Genomic DNA, 24,211 nt, shown 5'->3' on the forward strand with positions numbered 1-24,211 from the left:
TAAATTGACACAACCTATTTCTGCTCGACCATTGGAAAGGAGTTGTGCCGATCATGTCCAGACGAAGAGGCATTATGTCTGAATCGTTTAAAGAGGAACTTGCCAAAGAGCTGGGATTCTATGATACGGTTAAGAAAGAGGGCTGGGGTGGCATAAAAGCCCGCGATGCGGGTAACATGGTACGCCTGGCCATTGAGAAAGCTGAGTCAGCAACTGCCGGCATTAAAAATCAGCACAATGATTGAGCATAAAAAAAGGGGATTCTGTCCATGAAACGGATGGGACCCCCTTTTTCTTCAAGCGTGTTTCCTTTACACTAGAGACAGTAAAAAAGAGGAGTGCCACTGTGCAATTTAACAGAAGCGAGGGAGCTGTTTGAAAATACTTGAGAAAGCGCCGGCGAAAATCAATCTGTCTCTGGATGTGCTTGGCATACGCAGTGATGGCTATCACGAAGTTAAAATGGTGATGACGTCGATCGACCTGGCGGATCGTGTAGAATGTGGTGACCTGAAGGGAAACAGAATCGTTATTCGGACTTCCGCCTCTTATGTTCCAGAAGATGATCGAAACTTCGCTTATCAGGCTGCTCAGTACATAAAAGAAACCTATCACATCGATCGCGGTGTGGAGATTACGATCACAAAAAACATTCCGGTTGCTGCGGGACTTGCCGGCGGCAGTACGGATGCTGCGGCAACGATACGCGCGTTGAATAAACTATGGGACCTTGGCATGAGCTATTCAGAAATGCTGGCGATCGCGATGAAGATCGGATCTGATGTTGCATTTTGTGTCAAGGGCGGCACAGCCATTGCTACCGGGAGAGGGGAGCAGATTGAACCGCTGCCGCCGCTGCCGCCGTGCTGGGTCGTATTAGTTAAGCCGCCGGTGTCTGTCTCAACAGCACAGATCTATAAAGATATAGACAGTCTGCCGATTGTTCATCCGAATGTTGATGCCATGATCCGTGCTATCGAACACGGAGACTTCGCGTCCATCTGCAGCCTTCTTGGAAACGCGCTGGAGGGAGCAACGATGCGCAAGGTTGCCGATATTGCAAAAATTAAAGCGCATATGAAAGTGATCGGTGCAGAAGGCATCCTGATGAGCGGCAGCGGTCCGACCGTGTTCGCCCTGACGCAGCATGAATCCCGCATGCAACGCCTGATGAATGGCATGAGAGGATACTGTTCTCAAGTCTTTGCCGTACGCCCGTGCAAAACTGTCTCCCTCTTGTCTGAATACGAATAATGGTGTAGAATTGCTTTAAATTATTCGGATTTGGAGGATTATCATGAAACTTAAGCGAAGCAGTAGACTTGTCGATATGACGGCTTATTTGCTGCGGCATCCTCATCAGGTGATCTCGCTTTCTTATTTTTCGGAGCGTTATGAATCTGCCAAATCCTCGATCAGCGAAGACCTGACAATTATCAAGGAGAACTTTGAATCCCAAGAGATTGGATGGCTTCAGACGCAGGCGGGGGCGACTGGAGGAGTCAGCTACTTGCCTTCCATGGGTTGCAGGGAAGCCGAACAATTGCTTGGACATTTGCAAAAACAAATGGCCCAGAAAGAGCGGCTGCTTCCAGGCGGGTATCTTTACATGACGGATATTCTCGGGAAGCCGGACTATGTGAACGCAATCGGACGATTAATTGCTTCGATATTTATTGATGAACATGTTGATGCGGTGATGACGATGGAAACCAAAGGGATACCACTTGCTTATGCGGTGGCTACGCAGCAGAATGTTCCGGTTGTTGTCGTACGCCGGATCAGCAAAGTGACTGAGGGATCAACGGTAAGCATTAACTATATTTCCGGATCATCACGGAGAATTCAAACGATGGTTTTGCCGCGAAGAAGTTTAAAAGCGCATGCGCGTGTTTTGATCGTAGATGATTTTATGAAAGCCGGCGGTACGATGAAGGGAATGGCCAATCTGGTTGCGGAGTTCGGCGCCGAGGTCGCTGGAGTTGCCGTGTTTGTTGAGACGAAAGATGAGCACCCGAAGCTGGTTGACCACTATGTGTCGCTCCTTAAGCTATCCATACCCGGGCAGAAAGAGATGCTGTCCATCGAAAACGGCAATGTATATAAGTGGTTATCAGGAGCAGGTACCTTGGAATCAAGGACATAATGCTATATGAATGAAACATCCGAAAATAATAAAAACAACGAAATTTCTTTCACTGCTAGCAGGATTTCCCACCCATTTTGTTGAAACAAGTAGTATGTGCTACGAGTGACGCATTAGGGAAAAGGGTGGTGTCTAATTAATGGAAATAACGGATGTCAGATTGCGGCTTGTGCATACGGACGGGCGCATGAGAGCGATTGCCTCTATAACGCTGGATAAAGAGTTCGTTGTTCACGATATTCGTGTCATCGACGGTAATAATGGCACGTTTGTTGCTATGCCAAGCAAACGGACACCGGACGGAGAATTTCGGGATATTGCCCATCCCATTACTCCGGAGACCAGAGAGAAAATACAGTCCGCCATACTTAATGAATATGAACATGCATGTGAGAGTGATCCCACTTTTGAACAGGCAGGAGCTTCTTAACAGCTCATTGCCGCCGTACGCTTGGATCAGGAAGAACCGAATCGGTTCTTTTTTCTTTTGCAGAGGCGCTGCTCCAGCAAATTGAAAGATACGGAACAGCGCATGTAAATTTCATCTTTGCCGTCTTGAAAATAGGGGGCTTTTAAGCTATAGTCTAAAATGGACGTTCAAGGATCAGTGGAAACTATGGGGGTTTGTTATGTCGAAGCGGTTTGCGGTCATTCTTGCTGCGGGTAAAGGGACGAGAATGAAATCAAAATTATATAAAGTGCTGCATCCAGTCTGCGGGAAACCGATGATTCGCCACGTTGTTGACACTGTAAAAAACGCCGATTTTTCAAAGGTGTATGTGGTTGTCGGTCATGGCGCTGAGCAAGTAGAGGCTACAGTTGGCACAGATGCTGAATGCCTGACGCAACGGGAGCAACTGGGAACCGGTCATGCCGTTCTACAGGCAGCAGGCAGATTATCCGAGCAGGAAGGCACAACCGTGGTTCTCTGCGGTGATACACCACTGATTACGTATCAGACCATCGAAAGACTCATGCAGGTCCAGGAAAAGCATCATGCGGCGGCGGCAGTGCTTACCGCTCATCTGGAAGACCCGACAGGTTATGGACGAATTGTCAGGGACCGCTCCGGTCATGTTGCGAAAATTGTCGAAGATAAAGATGCAAATTCGGATGAAAAAAGAGTAAAAGAAATTAATACGGGTATTTATAGCTTTGACAACCGTAAATTATTTGCTCTTTTAAAACAAGTAACTAACCATAATGCTCAGGGGGAATACTATCTCCCTGATGTCATTGGGCTCCTGGTTCAGAAGTCTGAAAAAGTGATCGCCTACGCGACGGAGCATTTTGAAGAAACGGTTGGGGTCAATGACCGAATGCAATTGGCTGCTGCAGGGAAATATATGCAGGATCGAATTAATCGTGCGGTGATGCAAAATGGCGTCACATTGATCGATCCGAGTACAACGTACTTGTCAGCTGACTGTGTTATCGGCGGAGATACTGTTGTTTATCCGGGCGCAGTAATTGAGGGAAACACCCGCATTGGCAACGGCTGCCGCATCGGTGCGCATTCATACATTCGTGACTGTATCATTGGCAACAGTGTACAGATCGACCAGTCTGTACTTGAAGGTGTAACCATAGGCAATGATGTACAGATCGGTCCATTTGCCCATATTCGCCCGCTGTCCAAGGTCCATGGTCGGGTAAATGCGGGACATTCTGTCGATGCCGGGAACATGGATATTGGAGAACGGGGCGGGACCGAACGCTAAAGACAATCGGCGAGTCCAACGCAAGATCCGGACAATAAACACAAAATAATAGATACAGGTAAACCATTAACTGGAGGGAACCACTCGATGGTCAGTTATTTAGATCCAAATTTGAAAGTATTCAGCCTCAATTCCAATCCTGATCTTGCCAGGCAAATCGCCGAGCACATTGGCATTAAGCTCGGAAAATGTCTGGTTACGTCGTTCAGTGATGGTGAGATTCAAATCAGCATTGAAGAAAGTATTCGCGGCAGTGAAGTTTACGTGATTCAATCGACCAGTGATCCGGTCAACCAGCATTTAATGGAACTGCTGATCATGATTGATGCACTGAAGCGTGCGTCGGCCAAGACCATTAACCTGGTCATTCCATACTACGGCTATGCGCGTCAGGATCGTAAGGCACGTGCCCGCGAACCGATCACCGCAAAGCTGGTCGCGAATCTTCTGGAAACGGCAGGTGCCACCCGAATGCTTACTCTGGATCTGCACGCGCCGCAAATTCAGGGTTTCTTTGACATACCGGTTGACCAGTTGCTTGGCGTTCCGACTTTAGCAGAATACTTTATGAGCAAACAGCTGAGCGATATCGTCATTGTCTCACCGGATCACGGCGGTGTCACGCGTGCCCGCAAGATGGCTGATCGACTGAAAGCACCGATCGCAATTATTGATAAGCGCCGCCCACGGCCGAACGTTGCTGAGGTGATGAACATTATCGGTGATGTTCAGAACAAGACATGCATCATTGTTGATGATATCATCGATACGGCGGGAACGATTACATTAGCCGCCAACGCGCTGGTTGAGCGCGGAGCAAAAAAGGTGTATGCTTGCTGTACACATCCTGTTCTGTCGGGTCCCGCAATCGAACGTATTCAGACATCTGCAATCAGCGAACTCGTGGTGACGAACACGATTACGCTTCCTGAGGAAAAGAAAAGTGATAAGATTGTACAATTGTCTGTTGCCCCGCTGATCGGCGAAGCGATTATTCGCATTCATGAAAAATTGTCGGTTAGCCGGCTGTTTAATTAACGATTGATTTATCGGTTTGAATGCCTTGCAGGGTTAGGTGATAGATTTTCCGTCTAATATTGATGAATAAGGCGGATTTAATTGAAAGGGAGTGCAAGACGCATGGCAACAATAAATGCGACTATTCGCAGAGAATTCAAAAAATCTTACGCAAAGCAGCTGAGAAAAGAAGGTAAGATTCCTTCTGTAGTCTATGGTAAAACAGTTGGCAATCAATCCGTAGCCGTTGAAGCCAGTGCTGTAAACAAACTTTTAAACAGCGAAGGCAGAAATGCAATTATTAATCTTGATATTGAAGGAGAAAAGAAATATACGGTCATGGCCCACGAACTGCAGTATGATCCGATCAAGGGAACAGTTCGGCATATTGATTTCCTTGAAATTAACTTGAATGAAGACATCGATGCAGTCGTACCGGTCGTTCTTAAAAATGCAGAGCAAGTTGAGACCGGCGATGTTGTGCTCAATCACCAGATCTCAGAGCTGACTGTTCGTGCATTGCCAAATAACTTGCCAAGTGCGATTGAAGTCGATGTTGCTTCATTAAAGGTTGGCGAAGCGATTCGTGTGAGCGATCTGGCAACCAATAACACAGAGTATAAAATTCTTGGTGAACCGGAAGACGTTATCGTTACGCTTTCTTATGGGGCAAAAGAAGCCGAAACGACAGAAGAAGCTGCTGATAATGCTGCTTCTGAGCCTGCCGGTGAAAATGCTGCAGAATAAGAATTACCGGGGTTGAAAAGGGCGTAACCTATGTGTTACGTCTTTTTTATACTATAAGAAAGTATATAAAATTTAAGGAAAATAGTATAAGTGCGACGGCGGCTTTGACTTCGCCAGAGGCCTGGCAAAGCCAATTGTTCTTATTAGCGATTTGCAGTACCACATGCGCTGGTTTACAGTACGGCAGGAATTTTGCTTCGGTGAAAGTGGGGAACAACGGTGAAAGTGATTGTCGGATTGGGCAATCCCGGTTCTGAATATGCACATACACGGCATAACATAGGATTTGAAGTGATTGATTCTATTTCGGGGCAGAGCGGGATTCATTTGCAAAAGAATAAATTTAACGCTCTGTTTGGAAAAGGCACAGTGAACGGAGAAACACTTCTGCTGGTGAAGCCGCTTACTTACATGAATGCTTCAGGCGAAGCGGTAGCACCGCTGCTCCGATTTTTTAAAGTGACAGCAGGTGACTTGCTTGTCATTCATGATGATATGGATCTTCCCGTCGGTAAAATCCGATTGCGCCAGAAGGGCAGTTCCGGCGGTCATAACGGGATAAAGTCGATCATTCAGCACATCAAAACGCAGGAATTTGCACGAATTAAAGTGGGAATCGGCCATCCACAGCATACGCGGGAATCGGTTGTTCGTTACGTGCTTCAGGGCTTTTCGAATGATGAACAGATTCTAATCGATTCGGCAATTACGCGTGCCGCTGATGCAGCGAAGGACTGGCTGACCGTTCCGTTTCCGCAGGTTATGAATAGGTATAATGCGAATAAGTAGAAAACCTCGAGGGTATAATCATAGAAGTTTTATCCCGCTTTACCGGCTCTTGGGGAATATGTCTGCAAAGCTTCGAAGGTATCAGAGGTTTTCGGTTTTCAGAAAGCGAGGGTAGTCAATGCTTGGTCTGAGCCAGTACTATCAGCAAAAAGTAGATGAACTTCAAGCGGTGCTTGAAGGTTATGAGCGGGGCATGAAGCAGCAGTTCGTTTCCGGTCTTTCCGGCGGAGCGAAGTCATTGTGGATTGCGGCACTTTATCGAAAGAGACAGCAGACCACGGTGGTGGTCACCCATAATCTATATCAGGGACAGAAGCTTTATAATGATCTGTCGGGATTGATTGATACAGCAGAATTATTTTTATATCCCGCAAATGATCTGATTGCTTCAGAACTTGCTGTTGCGAGTCCGGAACTGCTCGCGCAGCGGATCGATGTACTGAATCGGCTTGTTCAGGAACAAAAAATACTTGTGATCATACCGGTCGCCGGATTGAAAAAGCTGCTCGCTCCGCGTTACTTGTGGAAGGCGAGCTTAATGCGTTTTGAGACCGGACAGACACTGGATCTGGATGAGGTTCCAAGAAAGTTAACGGCACTCGGCTATGAGCGTGAACTGATGGTTTCCGGCCCGGGACAGTTCAGCATTCGCGGCGGCATCATTGATCTCTTTCCATTAACGGAGGAACATCCGATTCGTATCGAGCTGTTCGATGATGAGATTGACTCCGTGCGCTTTTTTGACAGCGACACCCAGCGTTCTCTGGACATGATCCGGGAAAGCCTGCTCGTTGGACCGGCACGTGAATGGGTGCTCTACGATGAACATTTTACGGCAGCGGCGGAAGGGCTGGGGCGGGAACTCGCTCGCGCTTTGGACAAAATGAGCGATGCAAAAGCGAAAGAGCTGCTGAGTGAGCACTGCGCGGCTGACATTGAAGCGCTGAAACAAAAGCAGTTTGTGAGCGGCATAAATAAGTACGTTTCTTTGTTCTATGATAAATGGACAACAATCAACGATTATTTACCAGCGAATGCGTTAATCATCTTTGATGAAATCAGCAGAATTCAGGAAATGTCCGCCCAATTGGATCGCGAAGAGGCGGAATGGCGCGTTGATCTGTTGCAGCGGGGTGAGCTGGTCGGCGATTTGCCGCTGACAATGGATTGGACACGGCTGACGGACCGACTGTCGCATCCGCTTCTGTTACTTTCTTTATTTCTCAGGTATCATGGCCAGTTTCAGCCACAGAATGTTGTCAGCATCACATGCCGGGCGATGCAGAATTTTCACGGTCAAATTCCTCTGTTAAAAACAGAAGTCGAACGCTGGCAAAAAAGCGGTTTTTCAGTTACTTTCCTTGCATCAGACAAGGAGCGTGCGAAGCGATTAGATCAGGTATTGTCTGATTACGGGATTTCAGCAGAGCTCGTGACACCGGATACACTCCCGGTTCAGGGAATCAGTCAAATTACGGTTGGTCAATTTGAAAACGGGTTTGAATTGCCTCTGAAGAAAATGGCTGTGGTGACTGAGCGTGAAGTTTTTACCAAAAAAGTTGCCAAAATGAGCCACCGGGGGAAAAGGCTGTCAAACGCAGAACGCCTGAAAAATTACAATGAGCTCAAAGTCGGGGATTACGTGGTGCATGTCGATCACGGGATCGGCCGGTATGCAGGCATCGAAACCCTTGAAGTGAACGGTACGCATAAGGATTATCTGGAAATCATCTATAAAGGGAACGACAAGCTTTATGTGCCGGTAGAGCACATTGACCAAGTCCAGAAATATGTCAGTTCCGAAGGCAAGGAACCGAAAATTTATGCGCTTGGCGGTGGCGAATGGAAAAAAGTAAAGAGTAAGGCACGTTCGTCCATTCAGGATATTGCCGATGATTTGATTAAGCTGTATGCAAAACGTGAAGCCAGCAAAGGCTATGCTTTTTCAAAGGACACGGATGCGCAGCAGGAATTTGAAGCCGCGTTCCCCTATCAGGAAACGGTTGATCAGCTCCAGGCTATAGAAGAAATAAAAAAAGATATGGAGAAACCAAAACCGATGGATCGCTTGCTGTGCGGTGACGTCGGATATGGTAAGACAGAGGTTGCTCTGCGTGCCGCTTTTAAAGCGATTGCTGACGGAAAACAAGTCGCGTTTCTTGTGCCTACCACGATTTTGGCGCAGCAGCATTTTGAGACGGCAAGTGAACGGTTTGAAGATTTTCCTGTATCGATCGGCTTGCTTAGTCGTTTCCGAACACGCAAAGAGCAGACAGAGACGCTGAAGGGATTGAAAACGGGCACGATTGATCTAGTGATCGGGACGCACCGTCTGCTGTCGAAAGATGTGCAATATAAGGATCTTGGTTTGTTAATCGTGGACGAGGAACAGCGTTTTGGTGTGACACATAAAGAGAAAATCAAGCGGCTTAAGGCGAATATTGATGTACTGACATTGACGGCGACGCCGATCCCGCGTACGCTGCATATGTCGATGCTCGGTGTCCGCGATCTCTCGGTGATTGAAACGCCACCTGAGAACCGTTTTCCGGTGCAGACGTTTGTGATGGAATACAATGCTTCGCTGATCCGTGAAGCAATCGAACGCGAGATGTCGCGTGGCGGACAGGTATACTTTCTGTACAATCGCGTAGAAACCATTCAGCGTATGGCGGACGTGATTTCAAACCTTGTTCCCGATGCATCCGTCACGTATGCACATGGACAAATGAAGGAGTCGGAACTGGAGTCTGCAATGATTGATTTTCTCGATGGCAATGCAGATGTTCTTGTCAGTACGACCATTATTGAGACCGGTGTTGATATTCCAAATGTCAATACATTGATTGTCTATGATGCGGACCGGATGGGGCTTGCGCAGCTGTATCAGTTGCGCGGCCGCGTAGGGCGGTCCAGCCGTGTCGCGTATGCCTATTTTACGTATCAGCGCGACAAGGTGATGAACGAGGTAGCGGAAAAACGGTTACAGGCAATTAAAGAGTTTACTGAGCTTGGCTCTGGATTCAAGATCGCGATGCGCGACCTGTCGATTCGTGGTGCCGGCAATTTGCTTGGTGCGCAGCAGCACGGGTTTATCGATTCGGTTGGTTTTGATCTCTATTCACAGATGCTTCAGGACGCGATCACTAAGCGTAATCACGAAAATGGCACTGAATCCGTACCGCAGCCACCGAAAGTAACGATTGAAATGGATACAGATGCCTATATCCCAGATGCTTACATTGAAGATTCACTGCAGAAAATTGATATGTACAAGCGATTTAAAGCTGCTGAATCGATTCAGGATATTGATGAATTGAAGGATGAGATGATCGACCGTTTCGGGGATTATCCGAAAGAAGTTGCTGATCTGTTTAAAGTGGCCGAGGTACGCGTGACCGCCAATCGCCTGTTGATTGAAGAAATTAAGCAGCGTGGTTCGGAGGCTACAATTATTTTCTCGGAAACAGGCTGGAAGTCACTGGATCGAGAAGCCATGTTCAAGGCGATAAGTCGAATGGGTTCCGGAGTTGGACTTGGCACAGAGGGATCGAAAATGAAGGTGACGATTAAGCAGAATAAACGCAATGCGGCATCCCTGCTTGAGGAAGTAAGCCAATTGCTGAGCCGCATGGAACAGTTGCAGAAGCTTTCAGAGAAGGTAGGATAAATTTGGCGGGGAATGCATACTTTGGCCAAGGGCGCAAATAATAATGCAAGGAGTAAAAGATTTTTGCGACAGCGGAAAGAGAGGACATCCTTGTATGAAAGCAACTGGTATTGTCCGCCGAATCGATGATCTTGGGCGGGTAGTTATTCCCAAAGAAATAAGGCGAACTCTTCGTATACGTGAAGGCGACCCGTTGGAGATATTTGTTGACCATGACGGAGAAGTCATTCTAAAAAAATATTCGCCGATGAGCGAGCTCGGCGATTTTGCAAAAGAATATGCGGAATCATTAGCGGAAAATTCAGGGAAACTGACTTTAATTAGTGACCGCGATGCCGTGATTGCGGTTGCCGGTGGTCCAAAAAAGGATTATTTAGAGAAGCGGCTACTTTCTGTTCCTGAACGTTCTATGGAACAGAGGCAGACCATTCTGGAGCAAAATCATGGCGATCCACTGCTGGAGGGCCATGAAAATATGTCTGATCCTTATGTTGTAGCACCCATTATTGCCGGCGGTGATCCAATCGGTACGATTATTCTGATTGATAAAGACAAGCAGTCAATGAGCGAGATCGAAGTAAAACTTGCGGAAACTGCGGCCGGCTTTCTCGGCAGACAGATGGAGCATTAAAGAAGAAAACAGAGGCGGATTACCGCCTTTTTTTATACTCTTGAATTTACACTTTAAGTGCAACACTTAGAAAATAAAAGGACTCATTGCTGAGCCTTCCCTGTACAAATAGGATCTGCGGAAACTATTGAAACAGGTAAACAGCAATGAGACACTATCACCATCTTAATCCCTTGGAACGGGAAAATATATTGGAACAGGTCACTTTGGGCAAATCCATACGTGCCATTGCGACTTTATTAGGCCGATCCCTGTGGTGAATGATAAACTTACGAAGTGCTTGCGGGGAATCATCGTTTGGCTTCGTTACACTGCGGATATTTCGCAACTTGAAAATTACAGGCTGATCGTTGTTTTGCTCAAGATATGCTATAATCCAATTTAGAATGATGGGAAAAGCGAGCGAGCATATGGGGAATGAAAAAAGAGGCAGCCACCGCGTATGGAGAGGTGCAGCAATATTGACAGGAGCTGCTTTGCTGGTCAAACTGCTGAGCGCTCTGTACCGGCTGCCTTATCAGAATTTCGCCGGCGATGTCGGGTTCTATGTTTATCAGCAGGTCTATCCGTTCTATGCCTTGGCGGTTGCACTCGGCGGCGCGGGTTTTCCGATCGTGATTTCAAAATATATGGCAGCGGCAGGGGAACAGGAGAACGACAAAAAATCGGTGCAGCGGCATGCGCTGCTCGCGCTCATTATTTTGTGTGCTTTTTTCTTTGTGATGCTCACTCTTTTTGCAGCGCCATTATCACAGCTTGCGGGCGATCGCCATCTGGAAAATCTGATACGCATGGCTGCGCTGATCTATCTGCTGGTACCCTTCATCTCACTTTTGCGCGGCACATTTCAAGGCGAAAAAGAAAATATGCTGCCGACCGCATTATCACAAATTGGTGAGCAGGTGACACGCGTTTGTCTGATTCTTGGCGTTTCTCTTTATTTATTTTTTAACCACGGTACGGCCTATCAATTCGGGCTTGCCGCAACATCGGGATCGGTATTTGCACCTCTGATCACTGTGGCCATTCTGACCTTCTGTCTTCCTGAAAAGAAGGCTTTTTTTCACGGATTGATTTCTTCGAAGAAAGTCGCGGTCAACTGGTCGTTCATCAAATCGATTCTGGTTGCCGGCTGCCTGTTTTCCTTGCTTTCCGTGCCACTGCTTGCCTTTCAGTTTATTGATTCAATGACCATGCTGCGCCTGTTAGGGAAGATGCATCTTGATGATCCGCGAGCGATGAAGGGGATTTATGATCGTGCCTATATCCTGACACAGTTTGGGATGATCGCCAGCACCTCGCTGACAGCAGCAATCGTTCCGCGTCTTGCTCATCTGGCGGCTTTGCACAGGCATCATGATTTTTGCATGGAGAGCACGCTTGCCATCAAAATCAGTGTGGCATTCGGTGCCGCTGCTGCCGCCGGGCTGATGGCAATCAGCCGTGAAGTGAACATCATGTTGTTCCGGAATGACGCTGGGACAGGGGCGTTCACGATTGCTGCACTGACTATGCTGACGCTTTCGGTGCTTCTGACTTCCTCAGGGATTTTGGAGGCAGATGGCAAGCCATGGCTGCCTGTTTGTTTTTTGGTGATCGGAGCGATTGTGAAAGCAGCTTTGAATATTCTTCTCGTCCCGCAATGGTCCATTGCCGGTGCCGCTGCGTCAACATGTGCAGGTACAGCATGTGCGGTGTGGCTGTGTCTGATTTATATGTATCGCCGGCATCTGATTAAACGGCTCTCCTCTCAAGTAATTGTTAAAATCGGTATTGCTGTTATTGGAATGTTGGCATCCGTCTATGTATGCAAATTGTTTATAAGTCGCTTTATCGTTTCCATGCCACTGCGGCCGGCCGCGGCATTGACCGCTGTATGCTGTACTTTTGCGGGAGGTGCGGTGTTTCTGGTGCTGCTTTATGGGGTCCGTTTTCTGGACAGGCACGACGCGAAGCGCCTTCCATTGTCGGGCTTGCTCATGCATCATGCGACTCGGGGAGCTGATGATGAGAAGGATACCGAGCGCTTCTGGAAGCTGTGAACCGCCAGTGACTTATGTTAGAATAAAAAAAATACTGCTTAGGGATTTTGTGAGTCATGATCACTATTATTTGGAGGAATGATTAACATGAATAAAAATGAATTGATTCAGCAAGTATCAGAGAAGACAGGCATTTCGAAAAAAGATACTGAGAAAGTGGTCAATGCAACACTGGATCAGGTGATCCAGGCCTTGGAGGCGAATGATAAGGTTCAGTTTGTCGGTTTTGGCACGTTTGAGGTTCGCGAGCGCGCGAGCAGGACCGGCCGCAATCCGCAAACAGGTGAAACGATTACGATTCCGGCTACACGTGTACCTGGATTCAGAGCTGGAAATAAATTTAAGGATGCTGTGAAAAAATGAGGCTGGACAAATATTTGAAAATTTCCCGCCTGATCAAGCGGCGAACGGTGGCCAAGGAACTGGCCGATCAGGGACGTGTGGATATAAATGGGCAGCCTGGGAAAGCAAGTTCAGGTGTGGCAGTTGGCGATGTCCTGACGCTTCATTTCGGTCAGAAACCAATGGTTGTTCGCGTGCTGCTTTTGAAGGAAACGGTCAAGAAAGAGGAAGCCGCATCGCTTTATGAGGTTATTAACGATCCGCCAAGTAATTAATCGTTGAAATGTGTATCTGCTCATGAATCTCCTTCCCTGTTCTAAATAGGACAGCTTCTTCATAATGTAGGAAGCAGAGGAGGGGAATTCAATGAGTCAATTCTATTCGTCTCAGATCCCTAATAAAGACAAGCCGGCGCAAAACCAGAATATTACCGTTAAAAGTCGGAGATCCATAGAGATCACCGGCGTGAAACATGTTGAAAGCTTTGATCATGAAGAATTTCTGCTTGAAACCGTGCTGGGCTATCTTGCCGTGAGAGGATCCGGGCTGAAAATGCAGAATCTCAACGTAGAACAGGGACAAGTGCTGATCGAGGGGCAAATCATTGAAATCAGCTATCTGGATGATCAGGGCGGGGAAGCACACAAGGGCTTCTTCAGCAAATTGTTTCGATGACACTGCATCAGCAATCCATGTCACTGATGCTGATGCTTGTCATGGGTGTATGGTTTGGCGCTTCGTTTTCGGTGTATCAGTATTTTGTGCATCCGAAAAAAAAGCGTCGCTTGCTTTTGCTGATTTCAGACCCCATTTTTTGGATCCTGCAGGCCGTTCTTCTTTTTGCACTGCTCCTGCCTGTTAATCAGGGACAACTGCGCTTTTATTATTTTTTAGCCATTGCTTTGGGATTTTCCTTCTATAAGGCACTCATTGAAAGACCGTTTATGCGTTTTTTCGGCAAATGCGTTGCAACGGTTGTTCGAACAGGGCGTTTTATTGCAAAAACTGTCTATCATTTATTGATCTATCCGCTTTTTTTTCTATTGATGCTTGCCTATAGATTGTGTAGAATGACAGTATATACCTTACTGAAAATTATGCGCTTTCTGTTTTTGATTCCTTTGAAGTTGCTCAGAGGCGTTGTTCGGCTTATTATTCCAGAGCGCTTATTGATTTATGCAGCAAAGAAAAGGATCCGGATTCAGCAGAAGTTTCGGCAATGGCTATCATTATTAGTGAAGCGGAAATGATCGGAGGGAGCCCTATGGAAAGTGCCGGCGCAGAGCGAGTCACACGATTGCAGACGCAGTATCTACACACGCATGAACTGGATGAAAAGAGAAAAAGAAAACGGCGAAGAGGCTTGATTCGGCGTTTAATCGCTTTTTTCGTCGTTTTTGCTCTTGCCTGCACTTTCATGATCACAACATTGTTTTCCCAGTCTCATAAGCTTAGCCAGGCCGGCCGGGAAAAAGTTAGTCTGCAAAAGCAGCTCACGCAATCGAAGTCTCAGGCTGTTGATTTAAAAAAACGGATTCAGTTGTTGCATAATAAAGAATATATTGGAGAAGTTGCAAGACGTGATTATCTGCTGTCCAAAAAAGGCGAGATTATTTTTGCAAAGCCCGAGCGCAGCAAGGATTGACAGGCACTTTTTTTGCTTTGTATAATATTATAATTATTGATACCAATTTAGGAGGAAGCTTTTTTTTATGTCAATTGAAGCAGGCAGCAAGCTGAAGGGTAAAGTGTCAGGAATTACGAACTTCGGAGCCTTCGTTGATTTGCCGGACGGCAAAACAGGGTTGGTTCATATCAGTGAAGTTGCGGATCGGTACGTGAAGGACATTCATGATGTTCTGTCGGTTGGAGATGAAGTAACCGTTAAAGTGCTGCAAGTCGCTCCTGACGGAAAGATCGGTCTGTCGATTCGAAAAGCTGTCGATAAACCAAAGGTTGCATCGTCACCGAGGGGATCCCGGTATGGCGGAGGGAAGCGGTTTACACGCGAACCCAGTTTTGAAGATAAGCTTTCTCAATATTTGAAGGACAGCGAGGATCGACTTTCGACCATTAAGCGCCAGACAGAGTCTAAACGCGGAGGGCGCGGTGCCCGCAGAGGCTGAACGCTGCTTTCGCATATCTATATACAGATTTAAAAGCCAACACTCAAGTTCCGAAAGGGAATTTGAGTGTTTTTTGCTGGCAAGAAAAATGGCTCTGCAGCAACTCATAAAGCAGTGTTGCGGATGAGCGCTTGAGGTGACTGGCCGTCATTATTTGCTGTTTTCCGTGAAAAGCGCTCTGAAAATCCGCAGACAAAAAAGCCTGTCGATGAATGACCCTAATCTCCTGCTTCTTCGTTTTTTATAGACGCAAACAGCCAGTTGCCGATCGTTCTTTAGCTGATCACCTGTCATTTATGATCGAACAGCATGAATGCCGTCGAAGTTTTTTTGAAAGCACGTATGCAATTCTGACAAATTATGAATGTCTGATGTGCTTAAATGGATCATACAATCATAAGTTAAAGGCGGCGAGCGTTATGATTCAAAAAAATGGCAGTGTAGCGGCAGGTGTGCTTGATTCCTATTTGCAAAAAGGCCCGCTTAAAGAACGAGCGAAAACGAACCGTTCATTCCAAACCTTTTTGCTTGGCATGCTTTTTCGAACCGATCTGTTTTTCATGACGGCCGGTTTTTTATTGGGACGAGCTGTTATCATAACCAGTCTGACTCCGTTTGTTCTTCCTTTCTTTGCAACTGTATTCTGGATGAAGCGCAAGCGCAGATGGGCAGATTCAATGGCGGTACTTGCCGGTGGGCTGACGCTTTCGGTTGGGCAAGCATTTTATGCGCTGCTCGGTCTGATTGTTTTTTTGGCGGGGCGCCGAATTTTAAAGGCCTTTTCTCATTCTTTGCGGGAGGAACACTGGCTTCCGGCGCTCGTTTTTATTGCCGGATTTCTTGTACGGCTACTCTATCAGGCTGCTTTTTCATTGAATCTCGTATGGACCGATGTATTGACGGGCGGAGCGGAGGCATCACTTTCGGCTTTGGTCACCCTGATTTTCATGCAGAGTGTTCCGCTCATGTCGACGCGTGTCAGCCATAAACTTTTTCGTAATGAAGAAATTATTTGTTTCGTGATTCTGATTTCATCCGTGATTGCCGGCACGATTGGGTGGCATATCTATAATTTATCTGTTGATCATGTACTTGCTCGATATGCTGTCCTGCTGTTTGCTTATGCAGGCGGGGCGGCGATCGGATCGACGGTCGGCGTCGTTATCGGTCTGATTCTGGGTATGGCCAGCGTATCAAGCCTTTACCAGATGAGCCTGCTCGCGTTTTCGGGCGTGCTTGGCGGTTTATTGAAAGAAGCGGGGAAAATCGGTGTCTCTTCTGGGCTGTTGATTTCTACCCTGCTGATTGGTGTCTATGGGGGCGGGTACGCAGGGCTTGGCAGTGAGACACTTGATTCGATTGTGGCCATTATTCTGTTTCTTTTGACACCGAAAAGCATGATTAAGCAAATGGCTTCCTTTATCCCGGGAACGCGTGAATATCAGGCGGAGCAACAGCAATATGTCCGCAAGCTCCGCGATGTGACGGTCAGCCGAGTGGAACAGTTTGCCGGGCTTTTCCAGACGCTTGCAAAAAGCTTTTATCCAGCCGCAGAGAACGAAATACATGATGATGATCGCGAGTTTCTAAGTAAAGTGACCGCAAGAACATGCCAGAATTGCTTTAAAAAGAAATTCTGCTGGGTGAATAATTTTGAGCGGACGCAGCAAATGATGCTGCAATTGCGCGATATATCTCATCATGGGGGGCGCAGTGATTGTGCCCGTCTGGAACATAAGTGGCGCGGACTCTGCTCTAAAGCAGATCATACATTGGAAGCGATCCAAAGAGAGCGGCGACTGGCGGAGCTCAACGAAAAAATGCGAAGGAATGTTATAGAAAGCCGGCGGCTTGTTGCTGATCAGCTCAAAGGTGTTTCTCAAGTAATGGGTGATTTCGCTGGTGAAATGAAACGTGAACGTGGCCTGCATGAGTGGCAGGAAGAAATGATTTTAGCAAGGCTCAATGGGATCGGCGTGCATGTCGAGAGTATTGAAATATATAATCTGGAATCCGGTGCCATTGATATCGAGGCCATACTGCCGGTAGATCATTACGGTGCATGTGAGAAAGTGATTGCCCCGCTTTTATCGGATATTCTCGGTGAAAGCATTGTGGTTGAGAAAAAGCAGGCATCTGATTTACCGGGCGGACCGAGTCGCGTTGTTTTTATCTCTGCAAGAGCATATGACCTTGAAACAGGTGTTGCAACCGCAGCGCGTGGAGGCGGCAGTATTTCCGGAGATAATTATTCCCTTTTTGAAATCGGTTCCAAAAAATATGTGATGGCTATCAGCGATGGTATGGGTCATGGGGCACGAGCGGATCAGGAGAGCAAGGACACGTTGCAGCTGCTGAATAAAGTGCTGAGATCAGGCATTCATGAGACGCTTGCGATCAAGTCCATTAATTCGATTATGTCGCTGCGCTCAACGGAGGAAATCTATGCAACCCTGGATATGGCGCTGATTGATCTGCAAAATGCAAAGTCAAAATTTCTGAAAATAGGGTCGAATCCGAGTTTTATCAAACGCGGAGGACATGTCATCATGCTGGATGCAGCCAATTTGCCGATTGGCATGATCCGTCACGTTGAGGTGGATGCCAAAACACAGCAACTGAAATCGGGTGATTTACTTATTATGATGAGTGACGGTATTTTTGATGCACCGGTACACATTGAAAACAAGGAAGCGTGGGTAAAGCGAAAAATAAAAGAATTGCAGACTAATGATCCTCAGGAAATTGCTGATCTTCTGCTTGAGGAAGTGATCCGTGCTGGAGATGGCGGCATCCAGGATGACATGACGGTGATTGCTGCCCGAATCAACCACCATATTCCAGAATGGTCTGCTTTTTCCTCTGAGCAAAATGATCGGCGCGCATCCAGAGCCTGAACAACCTTTTGAATTTTGGCCAGCAAGGCAGCTCTGCAACAAATTTTACATGGGGGGCGGTATAGAATCTAGCTTTTCTGTCCATGATGATGCTAGATTCAGGGAGGAGCTGAAAGATTTAATGAAGAAAGGCACTTTAAAGCAGATTCTGTTAATCACGGACGGTTGTTCGAATGAGGGTGAAGATCCTGTTGCCATGGCAGCCCTTGCACGGGAACAGGGCATCACGGTCAATGTCATTGGTGTGCTCGATCAGTATGATTCTGAGGGTGGGCATGGATTACAGGAAGTGGAAGGAATCGCGCAGTCAGGCGGGGGCATCAGTCAGATTGTCCAGACCCGTCAGCTGGCGCAGACGGTGCAAATGGTCACTAAGCAGGCGATGACACAAACGATCAAGGGTGTGATCAATCAGCAATTACAGGATATCTTAGGCGATGGAGAAACGGTAGAGGATCTTCCTCCGGAAAAACGCGGCAAAGTGATGGAAGTCGTGGATGAGGTTGGAGAAACAGCTGACTTGAATGTATGTATTCTTGTTGATACGAGTGCCAGTATGAAAAACAAATTGCCGACGGTGCGAGAAGCGTTGACCGATCTGTCGCTGAGTCTGTCTGCGCGAATGGGTGAAAACCAATTTTGTCTGTTTTTATTTCCCGGGAAAAGAAAGCCGGTGCAAAAAGTGATTGCATGGACGCCGCAGCTGGACAGTATTGAGCGCGTTTTTGAGAAAATCAGCTCGCATGGTGTGACACCGACAGGACCTGCAATTAAAGAAGCTATTAAAAGCTTCGCATCGATCGCCCACAAGCGCGCATTTTATGATGGAGACGACGAGGCTTATGATGACGGACCCAGATAATCTTTGCTACGCGCCAGGTACAATGATTGTTGGCAAATGGCACCGAAATCGCTATCAGCTGATCCGGTTGCTGGGCAGTGGCGCGCAGGGCACGGTTTACTTAGGCCATTCTGGCGACGCACATCCAGTTGCCATCAAGCTGGCCAAAGATCGTTCCTCACTCATCTCGGAAGCACATATACTTGAACAGTTCGGACGGCTCCAGGGGGACCCTTTGGGGCCATCTTTATATGACAGCGATGATTGGGTCACCGGAGGCAGCACGGTTGGATTTTGTGTGATGGAGTACCTGGAGGGTACTTCTTTATCCGAAGTTTTGAAAAAAAAAGCATTTGACTGGTCGCTGGTTTATGTACTTCAATTACTGAAACAGCTGGCTCAGCTGCACAAAACCGGATATATATTTGGTGATCTGAAACCGGAAAATCTGATGCTCATACGCCCAGGCTACTCGATCCGCTGTCTGGATTTTGGCGGTGCGACCAAAATCGGCCGCTCTGTTCGTGAGTATACCGAATTCTATGATCGTGGTTACTGGGGGCTTGGAAGCAGACGGGCAGAACCTTCTTATGATCTGTTTGCATGTGCAATGATTCTTATTTATGCAGCGGCGGGACGAAGAATAACACGTTCGTCTGAACCTCAAAATCAACTGAAACACTTTATTGACAGTCAGGGAAAACTGGTGCCGTATCGGCATTTCCTTCTAAGCGCACTGAGTAGCGATTATACAAGTGCGGAACAAATGAGAAAAGAACTGGTTCGTGCGATGATGGCGGTTGAATCACATGAGCGGCACAATTCTCATGCCGCAGCTGCCCGCTATCCGCGTCCAAGAACAAAGCGCAAATCAAATGGCTGGACGCCTGCCTGGCTTGCAGCATCGATGATCATTACAGCATACATCGTCTTCGTCGTTATTTACGTGATGTAAAAAATGGGGTATCGTGAATATACGACATCATTCATGCGGCGATAGGAGAAATCAGTAATGGACTTTTCAGAGCGTGTCACGCAGTTTATTAAAAGGCATGATCTGGTTCACTCAGGCGCAAGGCTCGTGCTGGGTGTCAGTGGCGGAGCGGATTCGATGGCTCTCCTCCATTTTTTTAATTCGAAAAAAGAAACATGGCATCTGACTCTTGCTGTTTGCTCGGTTGACCACATGCTTAGAGGGGCGAGGAGTGCAGAAGATCTGAATTTTGTCGCATCATTTTGCCGCAAATGGGGTATTCTTTTTATTGGGAAAACCGTGGATGTGCAGGCACGCAGCCGTGAAAAAAAGATTAGCCTTGAAGTAGCGGCCCGTGAATTGCGTTATGAAACATTTGCTGAAGCTGTTGACTCCTTTCGCGCGGATGCGCTTGTTTTGGCGCATCATGGGGATGATCAGGTGGAGACTATGCTGATGCGGCAGGTGCGGGGGACGGTTGGCCCCGGAAGAGCAGGCATCCCTGTGCAGCGACCTTTTCATGGGAAGAGATTAATTCGCCCCTTCCTGGCACTGACTAAAGAAGAGTTGTCACGCTATTGCGTGGAACACGGCATTGATCCGCGCCAGGATGAATCGAATGCTTCGGATGCACACACAAGAAATCGCTTCAGAAAATACGTACTTCCCTTTCTGAAACGTGAGAATCCCGAGGTTCATCTGAAATTTCAATATGAAAGCGAACGAATGACCGAGGATGAAGCATTGCTGCGACAATTGGCGGAGGAAAAGCTTGCCAGCGTGATGCTCAGCAAAAGAAACACAGAATGCACGCTTTCTATACCCGATTTTCTGAGTATCCATCCGGCTTTACAAAGACGAATAATTCATCTACTATTATGTTATCTGTACACAAATCAAAAGCTGCAGCCGATGCACCAGCCAATACATATAGAACAATCATTACAATTGCTGCGCTCTGAGCGTTCGTCAGGCTGTATTTTTCTTCCGCATGGTCTGGTCGCCAGAAAATCCTATAATTGCTGCCAAATCGGGTTTTCACGGAAGCGCGACATCGAACCCAGGCAAAAGATCATTCTTGTTCCGGGACAGACGGAATTTTTGACTGGTATCTTTGATACCGTTTACGTGAGTACTGAATCAGTGCGGGGTGGTGCTTCGGTAGGTGGTGACAGTCTCATTATTGAAGAAGATGATGCTGTTTTCCCTCTTTACGTGCGGACATGGCGCGAGGGTGACCGTATGCGTCCGAACGGGATGACGGGTATTCAGAAAGTGCAACGCATATTTATAAATGAAAAAATTGATCGTATGCAGCGAATGGTGTGGCCTGTAATAACGGACGCAAAAGGGCGTGTGCTTTGGCTGCCATTGTTGAAGAGGGGGGTCCCGTTTCCATCTCCTCCATATTCAGAGAAAAAAAATTATATAAAACTTAAATTCATACCGTTTTCGGATTTTGGGAGGACTCAGGGATGAAGGAAGACATCAAGGAAATATTAATTACGGAAGAGGAGATCCGGAGCAAGGTACATGAATTTGGGGCAAAGCTGTCCGCGGAATACGCAGATACATTTCCCTTGGTCATCGGTGTGCTCAAGGGTGCGCTTCCCTTTATGGCGGATCTGATCAAGAGTATTACGACCCCGATTGAAATTGATTTTATGGATGTCTCCAGCTATGGGAATTCTACGGTTTCCTCAGGCGAAGTGAAAATTCTTAAGGATCTGGATACATCTGTGGAAAACAGAGATATTCTGATTATTGAGGATATTATTGACAGCGGACTGACCCTGAGCTACCTGGTCGAATTATTTAAAACGAGAAGGGCAAAATCAATTAAAATCGTGACGCTGCTCGATAAGCCGTCCGGGAGGAAAGCGGATATTGTTCCCGACCTGTCAGGATTTACAGTTCCTGATGCGTTTCTGGTGGGCTATGGACTGGATTATGCGGAAAAATACCGAAATCTTCCATACATTGGTATACTGAAGCCTGAAATATACAGGAAATAAAAAACGTTTTGTACAGTATCTTTTTGTACTGTGGGAATGTATATAATTTTAAGGCTAGTGTATAAGCAATCAATATGAAGCGTTTTTCAATATTTTTGCAACCTGTTTGCTCAATGCAATTGGTTTGGCGGCTACATTGCTATGTGGTACTATAAAGTATGATTTGCTTTTAGAGCGGGAGGAGGTAAGGCATGAATCGACTTTTTAAAAACATTATTATATATTTATTTATTGCTTTAGTGATCATCGGCATCGTCAGTTGGCTGACAGAAACCAACAGAACTGTAAAACCGATGACTTACAGCGCTTTTCAAACCAACTTAAGCAAAGGAAACGTGGATGAACTCACCTTACAACCGGAGGGCAGCGTTTACTCGGCAACAGGGCATTTGAAGAGTGCTGATAAAAATACAACTTTCAAAGCGTATCTGCCTGCGAGCGACAAAGCGGTAAATCAGGTGACTGATCTGGCGAACCAGTTGAATCTGGATGTGAAACCCGCAGAACGGACAAGCGGCTGGATTACATTTGTGACCTCGCTCATCCCCTTTGCCATTATTTTTTTCCTGATTTTCTTCCTTTTGAACCAGGCACAGGGCGGCGGCGGCCGAGTGATGAACTTTGGCAAAAGCAAGGCGAAGCTGTACTCTGAGGATAAAAAGAAAGTGACCTTCAGAGACGTTGCCGGTGCAGATGAGGAAAAGCAGGAACTGGTGGAGATCGTCGATTTTCTGAAAGACCCGAGAAAGTTCGTTGCACTTGGTGCCAGAATTCCGAAGGGTGTTTTGCTTGAGGGGCCTCCCGGTACCGGTAAAACATTGCTCGCACGTGCTGTTGCGGGCGAAGCCGGTGTGCCGTTTTTCTCCATAAGCGGTTCGGATTTTGTTGAAATGTTCGTCGGTGTCGGCGCGTCCCGTGTTCGGGATCTGTTTGACCAAGCAAAAAAGAATGCACCATGTATTATTTTTATTGATGAAATTGACGCGGTCGGCCGTCAGCGCGGTGCGGGTCTCGGCGGCGGTCACGATGAACGTGAGCAGACTTTGAATCAGCTGCTTGTTGAAATGGATGGCTTCGGGGCAAACGAAGGGATTATCATCATTGCGGCAACGAACCGACCGGATATTCTTGACCCGGCACTTTTGCGTCCGGGGCGCTTTGACCGCCAGATTCCCGTCAATCGTCCGGATCTTATTGGCCGTGAAGCTGTGCTTCGCGTTCATGCACGCAACAAACCACTGGCAAAAGAAATTGACTTGAAGACAGTGGCAAAACTGACACCGGGATTTTCCGGGGCTGACCTGGAAAATCTGTTGAACGAAGCAGCGCTCGTTGCTGCGCGTGCCAACAAAAAAGTCATTAATATGGAAGACATTGACGAAGCTGTTGAACGCGTGATCGCCGGTGTTGCCAAGAAATCGCGTGTTATTTCGAAAAAAGAGCAAAATATTGTTGCTTACCACGAATCGGGTCATACGATTATCGGTCTGGCACTGAAAGGCGCTGATGAAGTGCATAAGGTGACCGTCATTCCGCGTGGTCAGGCGGGCGGTTATACAGTCTCGCTTCCCAAAGAAGATCGCTATTTCATGACTAAACCGGAATTGCTGGAAAAAATTTGCGGACTGCTCGGAGGACGCGTTGCGGAAGAGATTACTTTCGGTGAAATTTCGACTGGTGCAAGCAATGATCTGCAGCGCGTAACGAATTTAGCGCGTCGAATGGTGACGGAATTCGGCATGAGCGATAAGCTTGGACCGATGCAGTTTGGGAACAATGACAGCGGCCAGGTTTTCCTTGGGCGTGATATTCAAAATGAACAGAACTACAGTGATGCCATTGCATTTGAAATCGATCAGGAAGTACAGCGTATCGTGAAGGATGAATATGAACGATGCAAGCAACTGCTTCTTGAGCATCGAGACAAACTGGAATTGATTGCCCAGACGCTGCTTAAAGTGGAAACATTGGAAGAAGAGCAGATTAAATCACTGTACGAAACGGGTAAATACATTGAACCAAGCAAAAATCGCTATGCTTCTTCGAAGACGGATCATGAAGAAGAAGCCCCTTCATCAGAGCCATCTGAATCTGCGGCTGAACCGGGGACAAATCTTAAAGTAACGATCCATCCGAAAGATGAAGAGGCAATCCAAAAAACGGCCGAAGCGACGAAGCCGTCTGAATCCGAGAAGAAAGATGATGACGGCGATAAGCTTTAATGTTTAAGCGGATTGAGCGTATATGTGATAAA

24 protein-coding genes are annotated in these 24,211 nt (G+C 47.0%); all 24 read left to right on the forward strand.

The annotated features are described in order from the left end of the window. Positions 1-53 precede the first annotated feature (53 nt). The 24 genes from M3N64_RS11070 (at position 54) to ftsH (ending at position 24,179) form a co-directional block, all read left to right on the forward strand. The gene (locus tag M3N64_RS11070) at positions 54-245 is read left to right on the forward strand and encodes an alpha/beta-type small acid-soluble spore protein (RefSeq protein ID WP_249102198.1); all 192 of its coding nucleotides are present in this window, start codon (positions 54-56) and stop codon (positions 243-245) included. 130 nt (positions 246-375) lie between these two features. Then, a complete protein-coding gene (gene ispE, locus M3N64_RS11075) occupies positions 376-1,254 on the forward strand; it encodes a 4-(cytidine 5'-diphospho)-2-C-methyl-D-erythritol kinase (protein WP_249102200.1) in 879 nt (292 codons plus the stop codon). Between the two features lie 43 nt (positions 1,255-1,297). After that, complete coding sequence (gene purR, locus M3N64_RS11080) at positions 1,298-2,146, forward strand: pur operon repressor (RefSeq protein WP_249102202.1); 849 nt, start codon at positions 1,298-1,300, stop codon at positions 2,144-2,146. Positions 2,147-2,285: 139 nt separating this feature from the next. Then, a complete protein-coding gene (gene spoVG / locus M3N64_RS11085; RefSeq protein WP_249102204.1) occupies positions 2,286-2,576 on the forward strand; it encodes a septation regulator SpoVG in 291 nt (96 codons plus the stop codon). 199 nt (positions 2,577-2,775) lie between these two features. Then, positions 2,776-3,867 carry a bifunctional UDP-N-acetylglucosamine diphosphorylase/glucosamine-1-phosphate N-acetyltransferase GlmU gene (glmU, locus tag M3N64_RS11090; RefSeq protein WP_283163418.1) on the forward strand — a complete coding sequence of 364 codons (1,092 nt, stop codon included), beginning with the start codon at positions 2,776-2,778 and terminating at the stop codon, positions 3,865-3,867. An 87-nt stretch (positions 3,868-3,954) separates the two neighbouring features. Next, positions 3,955-4,905 carry a ribose-phosphate diphosphokinase gene (locus M3N64_RS11095; protein WP_249102205.1) on the forward strand — a complete coding sequence of 317 codons (951 nt, stop codon included), beginning with the start codon at positions 3,955-3,957 and terminating at the stop codon, positions 4,903-4,905. Between the two features lie 102 nt (positions 4,906-5,007). Further along, positions 5,008-5,631, forward strand: coding sequence for a 50S ribosomal protein L25 (locus tag M3N64_RS11100; protein WP_249102206.1), 624 nt, complete (start codon positions 5,008-5,010; stop codon positions 5,629-5,631). A gap of 219 nt (positions 5,632-5,850) precedes the next feature. After that, a complete protein-coding gene (gene pth, locus M3N64_RS11105; protein ID WP_249102207.1) occupies positions 5,851-6,420 on the forward strand; it encodes an aminoacyl-tRNA hydrolase in 570 nt (189 codons plus the stop codon). A 118-nt stretch (positions 6,421-6,538) separates the two neighbouring features. Continuing rightward, complete coding sequence (gene mfd / locus M3N64_RS11110; RefSeq protein ID WP_249102209.1) at positions 6,539-10,090, forward strand: transcription-repair coupling factor; 3,552 nt, start codon at positions 6,539-6,541, stop codon at positions 10,088-10,090. A gap of 94 nt (positions 10,091-10,184) precedes the next feature. Next, positions 10,185-10,721, forward strand: coding sequence for a stage V sporulation protein T (spoVT, locus tag M3N64_RS11115; protein WP_249102212.1), 537 nt, complete (start codon positions 10,185-10,187; stop codon positions 10,719-10,721). Between the two features lie 146 nt (positions 10,722-10,867). After that, the gene (locus M3N64_RS14205; RefSeq protein WP_368389915.1) at positions 10,868-10,981 is read left to right on the forward strand and encodes a helix-turn-helix domain-containing protein; all 114 of its coding nucleotides are present in this window, start codon (positions 10,868-10,870) and stop codon (positions 10,979-10,981) included. 150 nt (positions 10,982-11,131) lie between these two features. Further along, positions 11,132-12,763, forward strand: a complete 1,632-nt coding sequence (locus tag M3N64_RS11120; RefSeq protein WP_249102214.1) for a putative polysaccharide biosynthesis protein — start codon at positions 11,132-11,134, stop codon at positions 12,761-12,763. Positions 12,764-12,850: 87 nt separating this feature from the next. Further along, on the forward strand, positions 12,851-13,126 hold the full coding sequence (locus M3N64_RS11125) for an HU family DNA-binding protein (RefSeq protein ID WP_249102216.1): 276 nt from the start codon (positions 12,851-12,853) through the stop codon (positions 13,124-13,126). Beyond that, positions 13,123-13,380: an RNA-binding S4 domain-containing protein gene (locus tag M3N64_RS11130; RefSeq protein WP_249102218.1), complete on the forward strand. Its 258-nt coding sequence runs from the start codon at positions 13,123-13,125 to the stop codon at positions 13,378-13,380. The genes M3N64_RS11125 and M3N64_RS11130 overlap by 4 nt, the downstream gene beginning before the upstream one ends. 91 nt (positions 13,381-13,471) lie before the next feature. Continuing rightward, the gene (gene yabP, locus M3N64_RS11135) at positions 13,472-13,780 is read left to right on the forward strand and encodes a sporulation protein YabP (protein ID WP_249102220.1); all 309 of its coding nucleotides are present in this window, start codon (positions 13,472-13,474) and stop codon (positions 13,778-13,780) included. Then, positions 13,777-14,355 (forward strand): spore cortex biosynthesis protein YabQ, encoded by a 579-nt coding sequence (yabQ, locus tag M3N64_RS11140; RefSeq protein ID WP_249102221.1) that lies wholly within the window; start codon positions 13,777-13,779, stop codon positions 14,353-14,355. The genes yabP and yabQ overlap by 4 nt, the downstream gene beginning before the upstream one ends. Further along, positions 14,325-14,750, forward strand: a complete 426-nt coding sequence (locus M3N64_RS11145; protein WP_249102222.1) for an FtsB family cell division protein — start codon at positions 14,325-14,327, stop codon at positions 14,748-14,750. The genes yabQ and M3N64_RS11145 overlap by 31 nt, the downstream gene beginning before the upstream one ends. Positions 14,751-14,817: 67 nt before the next feature. Then, the gene (locus M3N64_RS11150; protein WP_249102223.1) at positions 14,818-15,231 is read left to right on the forward strand and encodes a S1 domain-containing RNA-binding protein; all 414 of its coding nucleotides are present in this window, start codon (positions 14,818-14,820) and stop codon (positions 15,229-15,231) included. A gap of 419 nt (positions 15,232-15,650) precedes the next feature. After that, a complete protein-coding gene (gene spoIIE / locus M3N64_RS11155; RefSeq protein ID WP_249102224.1) occupies positions 15,651-18,128 on the forward strand; it encodes a stage II sporulation protein E in 2,478 nt (825 codons plus the stop codon). Positions 18,129-18,249: 121 nt separating this feature from the next. Beyond that, positions 18,250-18,990 (forward strand): vWA domain-containing protein, encoded by a 741-nt coding sequence (locus tag M3N64_RS11160; protein WP_249102225.1) that lies wholly within the window; start codon positions 18,250-18,252, stop codon positions 18,988-18,990. Next, positions 18,971-19,924, forward strand: a complete 954-nt coding sequence (gene prkT, locus M3N64_RS11165; protein WP_249102226.1) for a serine/threonine protein kinase PrkT — start codon at positions 18,971-18,973, stop codon at positions 19,922-19,924. The genes M3N64_RS11160 and prkT overlap by 20 nt, the downstream gene beginning before the upstream one ends. Positions 19,925-19,981: 57 nt before the next feature. Continuing rightward, entirely contained in the window at positions 19,982-21,421 is a 1,440-nt protein-coding gene (gene tilS / locus M3N64_RS11170) for a tRNA lysidine(34) synthetase TilS (RefSeq protein WP_249102227.1), read from the forward strand. Next, positions 21,418-21,957 carry a hypoxanthine phosphoribosyltransferase gene (gene hpt, locus M3N64_RS11175; RefSeq protein ID WP_249102228.1) on the forward strand — a complete coding sequence of 180 codons (540 nt, stop codon included), beginning with the start codon at positions 21,418-21,420 and terminating at the stop codon, positions 21,955-21,957. Before tilS ends, hpt begins: the two co-directional genes overlap by 4 nt. Before the next feature lie 191 nt (positions 21,958-22,148). After that, positions 22,149-24,179: an ATP-dependent zinc metalloprotease FtsH gene (ftsH, locus tag M3N64_RS11180; protein ID WP_249102229.1), complete on the forward strand. Its 2,031-nt coding sequence runs from the start codon at positions 22,149-22,151 to the stop codon at positions 24,177-24,179. Positions 24,180-24,211 lie beyond the last annotated feature (32 nt).

Origin of the sequence: Sporolactobacillus mangiferae (genome assembly GCF_023336505.1) — a bacterium.
GTDB classification, from domain to species: domain Bacteria; phylum Bacillota; class Bacilli; order Bacillales; family Sporolactobacillaceae; genus Sporolactobacillus; species Sporolactobacillus mangiferae.